The sequence below is a fragment of the Labilibaculum antarcticum genome, assembly GCF_002356295.1.
Taxonomy (GTDB): domain Bacteria; phylum Bacteroidota; class Bacteroidia; order Bacteroidales; family Marinifilaceae; genus Labilibaculum; species Labilibaculum antarcticum.
This window is the reverse complement of the sequence record NZ_AP018042.1, coordinates 2,505,643-2,523,221: the sequence shown is the minus strand read 5'-3', so window position 1 is coordinate 2,523,221 and position 17,579 is coordinate 2,505,643. Positions and strand designations below refer to the sequence as shown.

The 17,579-nt window shown below is 35.3% G+C and carries 14 protein-coding genes; 3 read left to right on the top strand and 11 right to left on the bottom strand.

Going from position 1 to position 17,579, the window contains the following annotated elements; genetic code table 11:
- Position 1 precedes the first annotated feature (1 nt).
- Positions 2-1,150: a PSP1 domain-containing protein gene (locus ALGA_RS09965; protein ID WP_096429173.1), complete on the bottom strand. Its 1,149-nt coding sequence runs from the start codon at positions 1,148-1,150 to the stop codon at positions 2-4.
- A gap of 94 nt (positions 1,151-1,244) precedes the next feature.
- On the bottom strand, positions 1,245-2,369 hold the full coding sequence (locus ALGA_RS09960) for a DNA polymerase III subunit (protein WP_096429172.1): 1,125 nt from the start codon (positions 2,367-2,369) through the stop codon (positions 1,245-1,247).
- Between the two features lie 365 nt (positions 2,370-2,734).
- On the opposite strand from ALGA_RS09960, the gene ALGA_RS09955 reads away from it, so the two are divergent.
- Complete coding sequence (locus ALGA_RS09955; RefSeq protein ID WP_096429171.1) at positions 2,735-3,922, top strand: phosphoglycerate kinase; 1,188 nt, start codon at positions 2,735-2,737, stop codon at positions 3,920-3,922.
- Positions 3,923-4,294: 372 nt separating this feature from the next.
- Positions 4,295-5,278 carry a LuxE/PaaK family acyltransferase gene (locus ALGA_RS09950; protein WP_096429170.1) on the top strand — a complete coding sequence of 328 codons (984 nt, stop codon included), beginning with the start codon at positions 4,295-4,297 and terminating at the stop codon, positions 5,276-5,278.
- 159 nt (positions 5,279-5,437) lie between these two features.
- Here ALGA_RS09950 and ALGA_RS09945 read toward each other — a convergent pair whose 3' ends face one another.
- The 8 genes from ALGA_RS09945 to ALGA_RS09910 all read right to left on the bottom strand — a co-directional run bounded on the left by ALGA_RS09945 (position 5,438) and on the right by ALGA_RS09910 (position 14,302).
- A complete protein-coding gene (locus ALGA_RS09945; protein ID WP_096429169.1) occupies positions 5,438-6,445 on the bottom strand; it encodes an aldose epimerase family protein in 1,008 nt (335 codons plus the stop codon).
- 198 nt (positions 6,446-6,643) lie between these two features.
- Positions 6,644-7,894: an MFS transporter gene (locus tag ALGA_RS09940; RefSeq protein WP_096429168.1), complete on the bottom strand. Its 1,251-nt coding sequence runs from the start codon at positions 7,892-7,894 to the stop codon at positions 6,644-6,646.
- 84 nt (positions 7,895-7,978) lie between these two features.
- Positions 7,979-9,253 carry a galactokinase gene (locus ALGA_RS09935; RefSeq protein ID WP_096429167.1) on the bottom strand — a complete coding sequence of 425 codons (1,275 nt, stop codon included), beginning with the start codon at positions 9,251-9,253 and terminating at the stop codon, positions 7,979-7,981.
- 33 nt (positions 9,254-9,286) lie between these two features.
- Positions 9,287-10,318, bottom strand: a complete 1,032-nt coding sequence (gene galE, locus ALGA_RS09930) for a UDP-glucose 4-epimerase GalE (RefSeq protein ID WP_096429166.1) — start codon at positions 10,316-10,318, stop codon at positions 9,287-9,289.
- 3 nt (positions 10,319-10,321) lie between these two features.
- The gene (locus ALGA_RS09925; protein WP_231706101.1) at positions 10,322-11,449 is read right to left on the bottom strand and encodes a UDP-glucose--hexose-1-phosphate uridylyltransferase; all 1,128 of its coding nucleotides are present in this window, start codon (positions 11,447-11,449) and stop codon (positions 10,322-10,324) included.
- Positions 11,450-11,481: 32 nt separating this feature from the next.
- Positions 11,482-11,637: a hypothetical protein gene (locus tag ALGA_RS22950; RefSeq protein ID WP_153244845.1), complete on the bottom strand. Its 156-nt coding sequence runs from the start codon at positions 11,635-11,637 to the stop codon at positions 11,482-11,484.
- 345 nt (positions 11,638-11,982) lie between these two features.
- Positions 11,983-12,996: a GntR family transcriptional regulator gene (locus ALGA_RS09915; protein ID WP_096429164.1), complete on the bottom strand. Its 1,014-nt coding sequence runs from the start codon at positions 12,994-12,996 to the stop codon at positions 11,983-11,985.
- A 361-nt stretch (positions 12,997-13,357) separates the two neighbouring features.
- Entirely contained in the window at positions 13,358-14,302 is a 945-nt protein-coding gene (locus tag ALGA_RS09910; protein ID WP_096429163.1) for an HU domain-containing protein, read from the bottom strand.
- Between the two features lie 273 nt (positions 14,303-14,575).
- Here ALGA_RS09910 and rfbB point away from each other — a divergent pair, with 273 nt between their 5' ends.
- Positions 14,576-15,631 carry a dTDP-glucose 4,6-dehydratase gene (gene rfbB / locus ALGA_RS09905; RefSeq protein ID WP_096429162.1) on the top strand — a complete coding sequence of 352 codons (1,056 nt, stop codon included), beginning with the start codon at positions 14,576-14,578 and terminating at the stop codon, positions 15,629-15,631.
- A gap of 58 nt (positions 15,632-15,689) precedes the next feature.
- Here rfbB and glmS read toward each other — a convergent pair whose 3' ends face one another.
- Complete coding sequence (gene glmS, locus ALGA_RS09900; RefSeq protein WP_096429161.1) at positions 15,690-17,525, bottom strand: glutamine--fructose-6-phosphate transaminase (isomerizing); 1,836 nt, start codon at positions 17,523-17,525, stop codon at positions 15,690-15,692.
- Positions 17,526-17,579 lie beyond the last annotated feature (54 nt).

The window sequence follows — 17,579 nt, the reverse complement described above, 5'->3', positions numbered from 1 at the left end:
ATCAAGAAGGGTTATTGTTTTTTCTTGGTTTGCGACGAAATTTTCTCTTCGACTTTTTCGCAGCTGGCTTTTCGACCGAATCGAATCGATTCAAACTATCCTGACCCACTACATTTTCGTATTCCAATGTGTCCTTAGGCTCTTCAACAAATTCCGTTACCAATTTATCAACCTTAATTCCTTTTTTATTTTGACTGATAATATTCTTAACGGTATCAACCGAAAGTTGAACCATATTTATCGTATTGTATTTATCGTACGAATACCACATTAACCTCTTGAAAATATCGGTCTTCTGATGATAAGCAGTACCATCTATTGTTTCCAACTGAATATTTGTGTGTGGAAAATCTTTTTGAGCATCAATGTAACAATCCAATTCGAAATTCAGACAACACTTCAACTTTCCACACTGACCCGCCAATTTTTGGGGGTTCAGTGAAATTTCCTGATAACGTGCTGCATTTGTAGTTACTGACACAAAATTGGTAATCCAGGTAGAGCAACAAAGCTCTCTTCCACAAGGTCCAATACCGCCAATTCGACCAGCCTCTTGCCTTGCTCCAATCTGGCGCATTTCAATTCGGATTTTAAACTGTTCGGCAAGCACTTTAATCAATTGACGAAAATCAACCCGATCATCAGCTATATAGTAAAAAATGGCTTTGGTTTTATCGCCTTGATATTCAACATCACCAATCTTCATATTGAGTTTTAGTTCTGCAGATAACTGACGAGCCTTAATCATTGTTTTGTGTTCCAAAGCAATGGCTTCATGCCATTTTTCAATATCTACCGGCTTTGCCTTTCGATATATTTTTTTAGCCTCGTATGTTTTTGGATTCAGCTTCTGCTTGCGCATTTGCTCAAAAACTAAATCTCCTGTTAATGTAACAATTCCTATATCATGTCCGGGCGATGCTTCCAAAGCAATAATATCACCTCTTTTTAATCTTAATTGATTTGAATTTGAGAAGAATCCCTTTCGGGTATTTTTAAATTTTACCTCAACAATATCTGGACATAATACACTCTCAGGAACATCACCCAACCAATCATAAACATCTAGTTTTCCATCCAGAAGTCTATCATCCTTTTTATTGGATCCACAACTCCCGCACTTCCCTTTTGGTTCCTTATCTTCTATCATATGTATATTGATTATTAGTCGATAACCGACCGCAAAAATAATGAATTTAATTTATAAACCTTTAAAGGTAATAATTCGCCGAATTAATAGCCCCTTATGGTCTTAATAATTTAACTAGCTTCAAACTCAAATCGAGAAAAACAATTTTCGAATTGGCATTTCTTTCAATATCTGAATGCGCTTTTGAGAGCTCATCAGCAAGAATCCAAACATTTTCCTCATTAATAAAAGGGGAAAATCGTTGGGAAAAATTCATTTCTTCACCATTCAAAAAGACCATTTCAGGTTGTTTTAAATTTAAAATAAAATTTTCTCTTACCATACGAACACAGTAGTTCAAAAAACTCTTTTGACGCTCACGACCAATTCCTGCAACCAACTCCGACCATTCCATTATTTCCATCACCTTACGTGCATAGCTTAATCTCATAATGGTAACAAAGTTCTCAAAATTGAAAGCATTCTCATCTGAGTTCTTAATTAATATTCTGGCTTTACGATAGCTTCCCCCGGCCAAACGCACCACATTAGTCAATTCTGTTCCCGACAAATCAAATTCTGAGGTAAGTGCCTTTGACAAATCAGCATCGTCAATTTTAGAAACATTTACAATTTGCGTTCTGGAAAGAATTGTCTGAATAATTTTTTCCGGCTCCTCCGAAACCATTAAAAACAGAGTTTTATTAGGCGGTTCCTCAATCATTTTCAGAAGTTTATTGGCACAAGAGCGATGCATTTTCTCTGGCAACCAAACCACCATTATCTTGTAATCAGACTCGTAAGTCTTCAAGTTTAACTTGCGTATAATCTCATTACTCTCCGAGGAATAAATTAAGCCTTGAGCATTATCCACCCCCAGAGTTTTGTACCATTCACCCAAATCAAAATATTGATCACTTTCAATTTGAGATCTCCAACTGGCAATAAAATTATCACTCACCGGATTTGTAAAACCTTTCCCCGTTACGACTGGAAAAACAAAATGTAAATCGGGATGAATTAATTTCTGATATTTTTTGCAAGACGAACAAACTCCACATGAATCATTCTCTTTTCGATCCAAACAGGACACATATTGTGCAAATGCAATCGCCAAAGGAAGTTTCCCAACTCCAGCCGGTCCAACCAGTAATTGAGCGTGACTAATTCTATTTTCGGTAACTGTTTGTATGAACTGACTCTTAACAGATTCAAGTCCAATTATATCTTTAAATTGCATGAAATTAATTTCGATTCTATTACAGGTATGCTAATGTCATCAACAACTTATCTATTGATTTTTTGGCTGTCGCTAAATCGCAGTGCTTAGCGACAAAAATACATTAGGATATCCAAAGTTAAAAAAATATCCAAGTGCTTTGCTAAAATTAGTCATCTTGAAATTAAGAAGTAATGAAATATGACGTTTTAGCACTTATAATTGGAATTCATTTTTTTACGCAATCGTTTCAAAACAAACATCGAATAGCACCTAAACACCTGTATTAATTGGAGATACAATAGTTACAAGTATCTTTTTTGCACTCATTTACAGAAAAAGCTATCTTTGCTTACACGAAAAAAAAACCTAAAGACAATTATATCATGCAAAGTATTGACACTTACAATTTTTCAGGTAAAAAGGCTATTATCCGAGTAGATTTCAATGTGCCTTTAAACGAGCAATTCGAAATTACTGATGACACACGAATTCGTGCAGCCATTCCTACTATCAAAAAAGTATTAGATGGTAATGGTTCTGCTATTTTGATGTCTCACCTAGGTCGTCCAAAAGGTGTAGATGCGAAATTTTCATTAAAGCACATTGTTGCTCACCTTACAAAATCAATTGGTGTTGAAGTTAAATTTGCTGATGATTGTATTGGTGAAAGTGCAAAAACTATGGCTGCTAATTTGAAGCCAGGTGAAGTTCTTTTACTTGAAAACCTACGTTACTACAAAGAAGAAGAAAAAGGTGATGAAGAATTTGCTAAGAAATTAGCTGGTTTGGCTGACCTTTGGATCAACGACGCATTTGGAACAGCTCACCGTGCTCATGCATCTACTGCTGTTATCGCTAAATTTTTCCCGGAAGCTAAAATGTTCGGATATGTAATGGAAAGCGAATTATCAAGCGTTGATAAAGTATTAAAAGATACTAAGCGTCCATTAACTGCAATTATGGGTGGAGCTAAGGTTTCTTCAAAAATTGAAATCATCAAAACATTAATGTCACAAGTTGATCATTTAATTATTGGTGGTGGAATGACTTACACTTTCGTGAAAGCGATGGGTGGAACCATTGGAAACTCATTGGTTGAAGATGATAAATTAGAGACTGCAAGAGAAATTCTTCAGAAAGCAAAAGAGAACAATGTGAAACTTCACCTTGCTACCGATGCTTTAATTGCTGATGCTTTTTCTAATGATGCGAACACTAAGGTGTGTGATGTAAATGCAATTCCTGAAGGTTGGATGGGATTAGATGTTGCAGATGCGACTATCGAAAGCTTCAAAAAAGTGATCGAAGAATCGAAAACTATTCTTTGGAATGGACCTGTTGGCGTATTCGAAATGGATAATTTTGCCAAAGGAACTAAAGCAATTGCTGATGCTATTGTAACTGCTACTGAAAAAGGTGCTTTCTCATTAATTGGTGGTGGTGATTCTGTTGCTGCAATCAACAAATACGGTCTTGCTGATAAAGTAAGTTACGTTTCTACTGGAGGTGGTGCTTTATTAGAATACATCGAAGGAAAAGAACTTCCTGGTGTAACAGCTATTAGAGGATAATTTAACCAAAAATACTTTCCTTAGGGAAATTCAACGCAGTTCTGTAATGGGGCTGCGTTTTTTTATTCAATGATTTAAAATCCAAAATAATCTGTCAAGCTATTTCAGGAGAAGACACCTGAAACACCTAATTTTATTAGTCCCGAGGCAGGTCACACCCTCCCCTTAGTACTTTCTCGTCTCCAATCAGTAGTTTGAGTGCGTCAATCGGCAACAATTACCCTCCAATTAGCAATTTGATGGCTTCCCGAGGCAATAAGTACCCGTCCATTGGCAATTTGGTCCTTATTATTAGTAGCTACTAAAAGCACGTTCATCTTAAAGTTTTCAATTATCTTTGCTGATAAATCTACTATTTAAGATATCAAGGTAATGAATTGGGAAGAGGAAATATTTAACATTGCGAATGAAAATGATTTTGAAAAAACAGCACTGCGGGTTTTTCAATATCAGGCAACGAATAATAGCGTATACAAAGAATATCTGGAGCATTTAAAATTTGATATTTCTAATGTTAAAACCCTTACTCAAATTCCTTTTCTTCCCATTAATTTCTTTAAATCACACAAAGTGGTTTCTACCGATAAAAAAGAGCAAACCATTTTCACCAGCAGCGGAACAACTGGAAATTTAACCAGCCGACATTATGTGCCGGATCTGAAAATTTATGAAGCCAGCTTTACAAAAGGGTTTGAACAATACTACGGAGCTGTAAGCGATTACTGCATTCTGGCTCTCCTGCCATCTTATTTGGAGCGGGAAGGTTCTTCTCTTATTTATATGATGGAGAAGCTTATAAAGGATAGTAAGCATGAAAAAAGTGGCTTTTACCTTCACAATCATGAAGAATTGATTGCTACGATTACTAATCTAAAAAAACAGAAACAAAAAATCCTTCTTTTAGGTGTCAGTTTTGCTTTGCTCGATTTGGCAGAAAAATTTCAATTGGATTTGGATGACGTAATTGTTATGGAAACCGGTGGAATGAAAGGTCGCCGAAAAGAAATTACGCGTGAGGAATTGCATGCTTTTCTGACCAAACGATTGGGTGTTGAGAAAATTCATTCAGAATATGGAATGACAGAATTGTTATCGCAAGCTTATTCAAAAGGAGACAGTTTGTTTTTCACGCCAAGCTGGATGAAGATTTTAATTCGGGATACTTATGATCCTTTTTCTTACGAACAGCAAGGTAGAAGCGGAGGTGTTAACGTTATTGATCTGGCCAACATTAATTCTTGTTCCTTTATCGAAACTCAGGATTTAGGAAGGATCCACACCGATGGCAGCTTCGAAATTCTGGGTCGCTTTGACCATTCAGATATAAGAGGTTGTAATTTGCTGGTAAATGAATAAAAAAGAAAACACCAAATAGAGTTTAATGAATGTAAACCAACTCTATTTGATGTTTAGAAATTCCCCTACCAAAAGGAATCCAACATTGTATTTTTATAACTTATTGCCCAATATGCCTTGCCTCTTTTATTCGAAAGGCAAGGCTTTATCGAGATTTTTTTAGCAGAACTTATAAATACAAACGTGCTTATATTTCTCTCCTGGCTTTAAAGTAGCATTAGGGAAATGGGCATAGTTTGGAGAATTCGGGAAAATTTGAGTTTCCATAGCTATGCCAGCAGTCTGTTTAATCGGACTTCCATTTTTTCCAATTTCAGAACCATCAAAATGACTCCCTGTATATATCTGAATACCTGGCTGATTGGTATAAACTTCTATTTTCCGACCCGATTCTGGATCTAAAAGTACACCAGCAAGTTTTACAGAACCATCAAAATCATCAATTACAAAATTATGGTCGATTCCATCAACCATATTGATTTGCTCATGATCAGTCTTACAGGCTACTTTTACTTCCTTAGCACTTGTAAAATCAAAAGGAGTATCCTTTACAGGAACAATTTCTCCAGATGTAGTACCCAATTCAGCTGAAATTGGTGTGTATTTAGAAGCATTTAACTGCAGCTTGTGATTCTCTGCTGAAGCTTTCCCTGCTCCACGCAAATTGAAGTAAGAATGACTGGTCATATTAATTACAGTAGGCTTTGTTGTTTCTGCCTCGTACTCAATAACAAACTGATTGTCTGCCGTCAGACCATAAATCACAGATACATCCAATTTTCCAGGATATTTTTCCTCACCATCTTCACTTGTTAGGCTTAATTGATAAGCCTGCACAAATTTATCAAGTACAATTGGACTAACAGCCCAATTTTTAGAATTAAAACCTTCTGCACCACCATGCAAGTGATTGGTTTCATTGTTACAGTCTAATTGAAATTTTTTCCCATCAATTTCAAATTTACCCCCAACAATTCTATTGGCATAACGACCGCATAATGCTCCAAAATATCCATCACCTGCAAGAATTTCATCCATGCTGTCGTAACCAACTACAACATCCTCAATGTTACCTTTTGCATCAGGTACTTTTATTGATGTAATTTGTCCTCCTCTTTCGATGAAGGTAATTTCTATATTATTGTTCTTAAGTGTGTAAGCGCGCATTTTATATTTTTTTTAGTTAATACCAAATTAACATCAAAACTCATTTTATAAAACGTTTCTTTTCAGCTATATCTTCGTTAAAAAAGATCCAAGGTAACTTAGCTATCTTTTACTTTTTTCACCTTGATATATCTAAAAATCTTAGCATTTTAGTAAAGATCCTTTTGAAATTAAATTGGTATAATAATCCGTAAAAAATTAAGCTACTTGTTTTCTGATTTTAGCACCTTTTAATGCAAAGAAAATAATGTATGCATAAAAGAAGAAGAAAAATAGATAAGCAGCGCTGTAATTACATGAAGCAGCATCAATGGTTCCATCAGGCAACAAAGTACCAGTAGCATCTACAACTTTCCCCATAATAAACATCCAAATACCAACAAATACAACACCAGTACAGATAATACCAGAACCTAGTTTTGCAGCAGCGGCAGGAATATCTTTCATCGAAAGATCGAAAAGAACCGACCACATGATTGATAAGAATAATCCCTGAGCAATTAATGGCCAAATTGAGAATGAAGAACCTCTGGTTACAAAGAATACACCTAATAAAGCGACACAAATAATAGAGTTAACGAGCAGTACTTTTGATGATTCGTACTTCTTTAAAAGACCAGCTCCTAATAGACGTCCCACAAAGAAACCCGCAGGATAAAAACCTAAGATCATTGTAGCATATGCCATTGTTTTACCATCAACATTGTACTCTACATAGTTTAAGAAGTAGTTACCAACACCAACTTCAAGTCCCATATACATACCAATGGCTAGAAATCCCAAGATTAAGTGAGGAAAACTCCAGGCACTACGTCCGGCACTTGCATCAGAAGCATCCTCTTCATCACCTTCAATAGAAGGAAGGTGCATGAAAACTAAGATAACTGCTGTTAAAATAGAAATACCAGCCAAAACAAGAAACATTATTTTTGCCATGTTTTCATGAACAACAATATTTCCATCGTTTGATTCAATAATAAATCCGCCAATAATTGGAGCCAATACTGCAGCACTCGAGTTAATAGCCATTGCTAAGGTTAAACGAGAAGCTGAAGTTTCTGGAGTTCCTAAAGCAATCACATAAGGGTTAGCAGCAACTTGCAATACAACCACACCAATAGCTGTGATAAAAAGACCTGCCAGCACCATGTTGTAACCAATTGATAAAGCTGGAATAAAAATAGCACAACCAATACCTGTAATCACCGAACCAATGATTACACTCTTTTTGTAACCAATTTTTTTAACGACTCCTCCAACGGGGATGGATATGATATATGCACTAAAGAAAGCAGCACTTACCAACTGAGCTTGACTTTCAGTGATAGAAAACTGTGTTTTCATAAATGGCACCAAGATGTTATTAATCCAGGTTACAAATCCCAAAAGGAAAAGTAGAAAGGACATAATAGCAAAAGGAACCGCAAAATTCGTTTTTGAATTTCCCATAATATTAGATTTGAATATTTGATAAATTATTTAAGAAGTAAGAACTCAAGAAAGCACTTAGCGTACTTTCTCGAAAACAACTATTTATAAATCCACTTTTACAGAACCTTCTGATCTAATGAAAAGTTTATGACAATTACCTTCTCCAAATACTGATTCAAGCGTTGAGATGTACTCCTCTAATGAATCGTTTGGAACAAAAGCCTGAATAGTTCCAGCAAATCCACCACCATGAACACGCCATGCACCTTTACCCTTAAGAACTTGTTCACTTAGAGCTAATGCAAGAGCCACACTTTGATATTGTGGTTGTCCACCAACATAGATATTTTGGTTGTACATGTATGAGCTATTTCCTGATTCAATTACAAGACCTAAGAATTTTTGGAATTCGTTAGCCTCCAAAGCAGCAACTTGATCAACCACACGAGCATTGTCTCCCTGGAAGTGAATAGAACGTAGAATAGCACGATCACCAACTTTTTCACGAATAGTTGGAATTCCTTTTATAACATCTTCCATAGAAAGCGGACGAAGAACTTCTTGACCTAGTTCCTTAGCTACTGCTTTCATTTCAGCTGGAAGAGAATTGTATTCTGCATCCAATCCTCCATGACTACCACCAGTATTAGTAATTACCAATGAGTATCCTGTTTTAGCAAAATCGAAATCCAAAGCCTTTACAATAGGACTTGCTGGATTTTCAAAATCGATAGTAATGAAACCACCAACTGCACATGCTGTTTGATCCATTAATCCACAGAACTTTTTACAAGCATGCTCTGCTTTCTGACCAATTTTTGCGTTATCTACCGGATCTAATTTTCCATCATTAAATAAATGACTAAAAATAGCACCTATCAAAACTTCAATTGAAGCTGATGAACTTAAGCCAGATCCTTCTGGAACTGCACCATCAATAACTGCATCGAAACCAGCTACTTTTAATCCCAATTCCTTAATACCTGAAGCAATTGAACGAACTAAATTTGTTGGTGTCACCTGAAACTCAGTAACCTCAAGATTAGCTAAATCAACCTCGAATGGAGGAAAACCAACCGAATTAATACGAACTACATTTGTTCCATTAGCTGCAGCAACTGCAATATTATCCAAATTTACAGCACCGGCCAACACTCTTCCAAGTTGATGATCAGTATGATTACCACCAACTTCAGTACGACCTGGCGCACTAAACAATGTTGCATCATCACAGCTAAAAGCAGTTTTAAAATCTGCCAATTGTTTTGTATAACGATCTGCTTGTTGTTTTAATACAGCAGCATCATTACCATATAAAGCATTAAATGCTTTATTATCGCCACCATTAATTTTTTCAATTATTGCACTTATTTTCATCGTATTATATTTAAAAAATTTGTGTTGAATCTATTATTTAATTGATGCTCTATAGTTATTCTCCCAATCCCATGCAGATTTGGTCATTTCATCAAGCGTTTTTTCAGCTTTCCAACCTAAAACGGTATTTCCAATGGTTGTATCAGCCCAAATTTTAACAATATCGCCAGCTCTTCGTGGAGCAACTACATAGTTCAACTTCTTACCGGATGTTTTTTCGAAAGATTTAATAACTTCAAATACCGAAAACCCATTACCTGTGCCGATATTAAACATCTCGTAAGAGGCATTATTTTTACCATTCATCATACGCTCGATAGCAATAATATGAGCCTTAGCCAAATCAACAACATGAATATAATCACGAACACAAGAACCATCTGTAGTATCATAATCGTCACCAAATACACTTAACTGATCACGTAAACCAAAAGCTGTTTGAGTAATGAATGGCATTAAATTAGCAGGAACACCAATTGGCAATTCTCCGATAAGCCCCGAATGATGAGCTCCAATAGGATTAAAATAACGTAAAGCAATTCCTTTAATTTTCGCACCAGATGCAATAGTATCTTTCAAAATACTTTCGTTCACCTGCTTGGTATATCCATAAGGAGATTCTGCGGGTTTAATAGGAGCATTTTCTGTTACTGGCAATTCATCTGGCTGACCATAAACAGTACAAGATGATGAGAATACAAAATTTTCGATTTCATACTTCTTCATTCCCTCCAATAAATTTAGCATGGTAACCAAGTTATTGCGGTAATAATGCAATGGGATTTGCACCGATTCACCTACAGCTTTTGCTGCTGCGAAATGAATAATCCCCTGTAAATCATTATTTTCTGCAAAGAAACCATCCAATTTAACTTGATCAAGCAAATCCATTTCATAGAACTTTGGGCGAGTTCCACTTATTTTTTCGATGCTATCAATAACACCTGCTTTAGAGTTTGATAAATTGTCAATAATAACAACTTCGTACCCCTTATTGATTAACTCAACTGTTGTATGCGAACCAATATACCCAGTTCCACCAGTTACTAATATTTTTCCCTTCATGGTCTATTTTTGTTTGTAGTGTTGCAAAGACAAATCCTTCAATCTTTTAGCTGCACCTTCGGCAGTTATATCTCTTTGTGGAGTACCCAACATTTCATATCCAACCATAAACTTTTTAACGCTAGCCGAGCGTAATAATGGTGGATAGAAATGCATGTGTAAGTGCCATTCAGGGTGCTCTTCTCCATCGGTAGGAGCCTGATGCAATCCTGCTGAATAAGCGAAAGAAACTTCAAATAAATTATCATACATTATTGTCAGTTTCTTATAGATATCTGCTAAATCAGTTCTCTCCTCGTCGGTTAATTCCAATAAGTCAGAAACTGCTCTTTTACTTATAATCATGGTTTCGAAAGGCCAAACAGCCCAAAATGGAACCAAAGCAACAAAAGAATCATTTTCAGCTAAAATTCTTTCCTTTTTTTCCAATTCGCTATTTAAATAATCCAATAGCATTGTTCTGCCATGTTTTTCGAAATATTCTTTCTGAGTTTCAGATTCTTTCGACGTTTCTAAAGGAACTAATCCTGATGCCCAAATTTGTCCATGTGGGTGTGGATTTGAACATCCCATGATAGAACCCTTATTTTCAAAGATTTGCACATAACCAATATCTTCGCGATCTCCCAATTCCTTATATTCCTTGCACCAAAGATCAACTACCTTGCGGATATTCTCCACCTTCATTTCCGGAACGGTTAAGCTATGATCAGGACTAAAGCAAATTACTTTACAAACACCTGATTCGCTTTCTGCTTTGAAAAGATCACCATCTTCAAATTTTCCTTTTGGAGTATCTTGTAATAAAGCACTGAAATCATTCTGAAAAGAGTAAACATCCTCGTAGTTAGGATTTTTCTCCCCACCAATTCTATCGTTTCCGGGACACAAAAAACATTTCGGATCATGAGATGGACGAACATCTTCAATAACTTTCTCAACTTGTCCTTGCCAAGGACGTTTCGATCTGTGTGGTGAAACAAGCACCCATTCTCCAGTTAAAGGATTGTACCTTCTGTGAGGATTCTCGATATAATCAAACTTACTCATAGCTACTTTATTTAATATTTTCGATTCATTTCCCTCCGCTGCCAATTTCTGTAAAAAGGTAACAGACTCTTTAAGAACCATTTTATTTCTATTTTATCTGACTAAAAATTGAATTATGCCGGGCCTAATTCACCCAATTGTGCAATTAACTTTGAGGGGGTAATTGCGTCAACAGCAGCCCGACATTCTTCAACTCGTTCATTGTATCTTTCTGCATCTAAACGATACCAATTACATATGTATTCTTTACTTACCTCAATCCTATTCAAAACAAATCCACAATTAAGTCTCTTACATTTTAAATGTATTGAGTAAACTTTTTTTCCCTTCTCAAAATCTATAAAGAGTAAATAAATTACTCCACTTAAAATAAATCCTGATTTAATAAACAAAACAATCGTTAGCAGTCCATTAAATCAAACAACAAATTTTTACGTTAACAAGTATGAAAATATAACATTAAAACCTGATCAACAGAACATTACATACTAAATTAACATCTTAAACATGATTTACCGACTGGTTGGTACTGGTTGGTGTCCGTAAATATAGTTTTTTTTCATTAAATCCCAAAAAACTATTCGCAAATTGGGCTTAATTCGATCAATTCCAGATTATAAGGATCCTCTCCTTATTAATTCACACTTGTTTTGTATCAATTTTTTTTCACCGCCTAAAACCATTCTTGCTAACAATTCTCCCATTTCCTTAAAATCAGTGCTTATGGTAGTTATTCCACTGGCAACAATTTCTTTAAGTGGAGTGTCGTTATAGGAAATAATCCCTAATTCCTCACCTATTTTAAACTGATTGGCATTCGCTTCTTTAACCAAAGAAACCATATCAATATCATTGGGAACAATATACGCCTCCAATTTATTAATTGTATGCCCCTTTAAACTAGGTATTACATCAAACTCCCACTCGCCTGCAAATTGCTCTGCAAATTTTTTAAATCCCAATAACTGCCCTTCGGGTTCCTTTCCTCCAGGGTAAACCATATACACCTTCTTATATTTCTTTAACAAATCAATCCCAGACGAAAGAGCCTCAAACACATCTTTCTTAAAATTTTGATAAACCGCAGGATAATGCTTTTTTAAAGTAAGGTTTGTTTGATCCAAAATATAAACCTTTTCCTGAGGAAGTTGTTTTAAAACGGAGTAAACATCTTTAAATTTTGCAGGCATTATAACATAGGAAGTATACTTGCCATTATTATTTTCAATCAACTCTTTAAATACTCTTTCATTAAAATGATGAAAATAAATATCAACAGTAGCCTGTCCTTGAAGACTTTCCAAAAATGAATTGTACAGAATTTCTTTAAATACATTAAATTCTTCGAAAAGCAAGAAAATATTGTGCTTAAGCTGAGTAATATTGCTCTCCAAATAGTAACCTTTCCCAGGAACTGATGAGATAACTCCACGTGCTTTTAATTCATTAAAAGCAACCAGTACAGTATCTCTGGACAACTTAAATTCTTTACAAATTGCATTAATTGAAGGCAACTGATCACCAATGGTAACATCCCCATTTTCAATGGAATGATACAAAGAATTTATTAGTTGCTTGTATTTTGGAACTCCTGACTCGCTAGAGACTGCAAAGAGGCTTGAAGGCATATAGTATTGATATTTAAATCGTAATTGAAAAAAACAAATGTAATCATTTTTTCAACTGTTAGGTACTGGTTGGGTTTTAACCGATTGAAAAATAAAAAATGTTGTGAAAAAAAAGAGTATCCATTTTTTGAACAGCCTATTAATTATTGTCTTGTTCAAACACAACTTCAGATACTATTGTTCTGTTGTTCCAATTCTTTATCCCTTTCTCTGAGTTCAGGAGTTCTCGGAGTTTTTGTGTGTATACAAAATTTTAAAACCTCGAATCTAGCACAACAAAAAATCCAGTGAAGCTAGCCTCACTGGATCATATAATAATTTATAAAGATTGTCAGCCTATTTAAGGACGACTCATAATGCCTTATTTTTTCAAAACCCAGCAAAAAGCTTTTGGATTTTTGCCAATAACTTTCTTTTTAAATGAATCTGCATCTGCTCTTTTTTCAAACTGATTGATAGCAACGGAATACAAATTCTTATTTTTAATTATCAGCGCAGGATATGATTTACTAACCAATTCCTGTTTCAATATTTCCGCATTTTGTATCGATGTGAAACTTCCTGAAATTAAATAGAATTTTCCCTCTTGTACCAGATTCACCTCAGTATCAAGCTTTATCTTAGGTTCGAATGCTACCAACTCCTCTAGTGGAGAAATAACAGGTTTTAATTGAACTATTTTCTCAGTTATTTCCTTTTTACTTTCCATCATTCCCATGGAAGCCTCGTTACCCAAAAATGAACGTTCCGAATTCATTGGTAGTAAAGCTATTGTCAATACAAAAGGAATAGTAGCTGCTGCATACCACAATCGTTTTGCAGTAAATAGAGATCTCACCTTAGTCTGAGAAATAACTACCGGATTATTTTTTTCTGCTCCTAATACTGAAAGTTTAGGTAGCTCAAGCTGTTCCAATCCAAATGCATCTGCTAAATAATTTAATTCCTTGGATGGTTCAAAAAGAAGATTATGCCTTCTATCATTATAAAAGCAACCAAGCTGAGCAAGATTTACTCTTTCTCCGCGTTGAATTCTAACACCTATATCTTCCGTAAAAAACTGAACTGACTTTTCAGCTTCTGAATAACTCAAATTTTCCGATTCAGCCAATCTATTAATCAGTAATCCATCATTTTTAGACAAATTACGATTGAATCCAATAGCTTTGGATGGCGGGAAACCCACATTCAAATTATCATCAATATTAGCTGGCTTATAATTGGCAACGAAACCACCAAACCCAGGCAATATCACACAATCGTGAATAAATAAAAGTTCTTTTATATATTTTGATACATCAAGCATAGTAGACAAATATAATCAAAAATACACACCACTCAAATCGAATTCACGGTAAAAAAATTAATCAGCTATAAACCAAGCTTTTCGAAATGCAAAAAGAAATATCTGTCCCCTTATTCCGATCGGTTATCGTGGAAATAATTGTATTTTTGATATATAGTGCATCTCAACTTGTTTTAATTACGAAATGATTTAACAAGAAACTGTTTACTTATTTTAACTCTTTACTAATTATGAGTATTTTAAGATAGAAAACAACAATTAATTTAACCGAACGTGAAAAAAAATATATTAATTACAGGAGGAGCCGGATTTATAGGTTCACATGTAGTTCGTTTGTTTGTAAACAAATATCCTAACTATCAAATCATTAATCTGGATGCCCTTACTTATGCCGGCAATTTAGAAAATTTAAAAGATATCGACACCGAATCGAATTACACTTTTATTAAAGGTGATATTACAGATTTGGCATTTGTTTCGCGCTTATTCAAAAAATTCAAATTTGAAGGAGTTTTACATTTAGCGGCTGAGTCGCATGTAGACAGATCAATTTCTGATCCTTTAGCCTTTATCATGACAAATATTGTGGGAACCGTAAACCTTCTTAATGTGGCTAAAGAATGCTGGGAAAATGATATGGAGGGTAAAAAGTTCTACCATATTTCTACCGATGAAGTATATGGTTCTTTAGGAAAAACAGGGAAGTTTACAGAAGAAACATCCTACGATCCAAGAAGTCCTTACTCCGCTTCAAAAGCTAGTTCTGATCATTTGGTCCGAGCTTATTTTCACACCTACAAACTGCCTGTTGTCTTGTCGAATTGCTCTAATAATTATGGCGCAAATCAGTTTCCCGAAAAACTCATTCCTTTGGTAATTAACAACATTAAAAATTCCAAACCATTGCCTATTTATGGCAAAGGGGATAACATCAGAGATTGGCTGTTTGTTGAAGATCATGCTTTAGCAATTGATTCAATTTATCATGATGGGAAAATTGGTGAGACCTATAATATCGGTGGAAATAATGAATGGTCTAACCTCGATTTGGTGAAAAAGTTATGCGATATAATGGATCATAAATTAAATCGGCAAATGGGTAGCTCTCGGCAATTAATCTCTTTCGTTAAAGACCGGGCAGGTCATGACCAACGTTATGCCATTGATGCTTCAAAAATTGAGAAAGAATTGGGTTGGAAACCAAGCATACGATTCGAAGAAGGATTTGAACAAACAGTTGATTGGTATTTGAAGAACTTGGACTGGCTGGAAAATATCCTGTCGGGCGACTACGAAAAATTTTACGAACAACAATATACCAACCGATAAAAAGAAAAGCGATGTGAATTAATCACATCGCTCTTTTTATAGTATTTCAAAACTTACATTACTCTACAGTAACAGATTTAGCTAAATTTCTTGGTTGATCAACATTACACTCTCTGTAAACAGCAATGTAATAGGATAGTAACTGGAAAGGAATTACAGTTAACAATGGAGCCAATGCTTCCAAAGTCTCAGGAATTTCAATTACGTGATTGGCCATTTTACTAATCACGGTATCACCTTCAGTTACAATAGCAATTACATGACCTTTTCTGGCTTTTACTTCCTGAATATTGCTTACTATTTTATCGTAAGATTTATCCTTTGTTGCAACAACGAAAACTGGCATTTGCTCATCAATAAGTGCAATTGGTCCGTGTTTCATTTCCGCGGCAGGATATCCTTCAGCATGTATATATGAAATCTCTTTTAATTTTAGAGCACCCTCCAGAGCTACAGGAAACAAGAAACCACGTCCTAAGTAAAGTGCATTAGTCGAATTCATATACTTCTTCGACAATTCTTTAATATCATCAGCCTTATCTAAAATCCTCATGATCTTCTTAGGAAGATTCGCGATCTCTGCAATCAACTCTTCATACAAATCTTTAGCTAATGTTCCTTTACGGTATCCAACTAGCATTGCCATCATAGTAAGAACAGTTACCTGAGCTGTAAATGCTTTTGTAGAAGCAACTCCAATTTCTGGTCCGGCATGAGTATAAACTCCTGCATGTGTTTCACGAGGAATACTTGAACCAACAACATTACAAATACCTATAACGGTAGCTCCAGCCTCTTTGGCTAATTTAATAGCAGCCAAGGTATCAGCAGTTTCACCACTCTGACTGATTGCCAAAACGATATCATCCTTAAATATTACAGGGTTTCTGTAACGAAACTCTGATGCGTATTCAACTTCAACAGGAATTCTGGCAAATTCTTCAAACAAATACTCACCTACCATTCCCGCATGCCATGATGTTCCACATCCAATAATTAATATTCGACGCGCATTCACCAATTGGGGAATAACATCATTTATCCCACCTAAAAAGACTTCTTTATTTGTTGTTGAAATTCTTCCTCGAATTGTATCGTGTATAGAACTGGTTTGCTCAAAAATTTCTTTTAACATGAAATGATCGTAACCACCTTTTTCAATTTGCTCGATATCCAAATCCAATTGTTGAATGTGTGGAGTCAACTTATCATTCTGTATGGTTTTCAAAACCAACTCATCCCTGCTTATAATAGCAACATCATTATCATTCAGATAGATAACGCTATTGGTATATTCAATAATCGGAGTAGCATCCGATGCAAGAAAGTATTCTCCATTACCAACTCCAACTACTAAAGGACTTCCTTTTCTGGCAGCAATCAATTTATCAGGTTCGTCTTCACAAATAACAACCAAACCATAAGCCCCAACCACTTTTGTTAAAGCCAGTCGAACAGCAATTTCTGCAGAAACTTCACCTTTCAAATAGATATACTCAATCAAATTTGCAAGAACTTCCGTATCAGTATCACTTTGAAAGGTATATCCCCTTTTAGTAAGCTTCTCTTTTAAAAGTGAGTAATTTTCAATAATACCGTTATGAATAATTACAAACTTATTATTCATCGAACTATGAGGATGAGCATTTTCATCATTAGGCTCTCCGTGAGTCGCCCAACGCGTATGTCCAATTCCAATTGTTCCTGAAACATCATTTCCTTTAACATGATTTTCCAAGTCCTGAACTTTTCCCTTGCACTTAAATACCTTAGTTTGATTTGTACGAAGGGCAACTCCGGCAGAATCATACCCTCTGTATTCCAATCTTTTCAGACCATTTATAAGTATAGGATAAGCTTGCTTATTCCCAATGTAACCAACTATTCCACACATAATAATACAAATATTTCAGTTTCGGTACCACTCGAAACTTGTTAAAACAATTCA

What these genes read in the sequence shown, in the direction of transcription:
- ALGA_RS09965 (WP_096429173.1), bottom strand. Translation starts at nt 1,150, where the DNA reads ATGATAGAAGATAAGGAACCAAAAGGGAAGTGCGGGAGTTGTGGATCC.
- ALGA_RS09960 (WP_096429172.1), bottom strand. Translation starts at nt 2,369, where the DNA reads ATGCAATTTAAAGATATAATTGGACTTGAATCTGTTAAGAGTCAGTTC.
- ALGA_RS09955 (WP_096429171.1), top strand. Translation starts at nt 2,735, where the DNA reads ATGCAAAGTATTGACACTTACAATTTTTCAGGTAAAAAGGCTATTATC.
- ALGA_RS09950 (WP_096429170.1), top strand. Translation starts at nt 4,295, where the DNA reads ATGAATTGGGAAGAGGAAATATTTAACATTGCGAATGAAAATGATTTT.
- ALGA_RS09945 (WP_096429169.1), bottom strand. Translation starts at nt 6,445, where the DNA reads ATGCGCGCTTACACACTTAAGAACAATAATATAGAAATTACCTTCATC.
- ALGA_RS09940 (WP_096429168.1), bottom strand. Translation starts at nt 7,894, where the DNA reads ATGGGAAATTCAAAAACGAATTTTGCGGTTCCTTTTGCTATTATGTCC.
- ALGA_RS09935 (WP_096429167.1), bottom strand. Translation starts at nt 9,253, where the DNA reads ATGAAAATAAGTGCAATAATTGAAAAAATTAATGGTGGCGATAATAAA.
- galE (WP_096429166.1), bottom strand. Translation starts at nt 10,318, where the DNA reads ATGAAGGGAAAAATATTAGTAACTGGTGGAACTGGGTATATTGGTTCG.
- ALGA_RS09925 (WP_231706101.1), bottom strand. Translation starts at nt 11,449, where the DNA reads ATGGTTCTTAAAGAGTCTGTTACCTTTTTACAGAAATTGGCAGCGGAG.
- ALGA_RS09915 (WP_096429164.1), bottom strand. Translation starts at nt 12,996, where the DNA reads ATGCCTTCAAGCCTCTTTGCAGTCTCTAGCGAGTCAGGAGTTCCAAAA.
- ALGA_RS09910 (WP_096429163.1), bottom strand. Translation starts at nt 14,302, where the DNA reads ATGCTTGATGTATCAAAATATATAAAAGAACTTTTATTTATTCACGAT.
- glmS (WP_096429161.1), bottom strand. Translation starts at nt 17,525, where the DNA reads ATGTGTGGAATAGTTGGTTACATTGGGAATAAGCAAGCTTATCCTATA.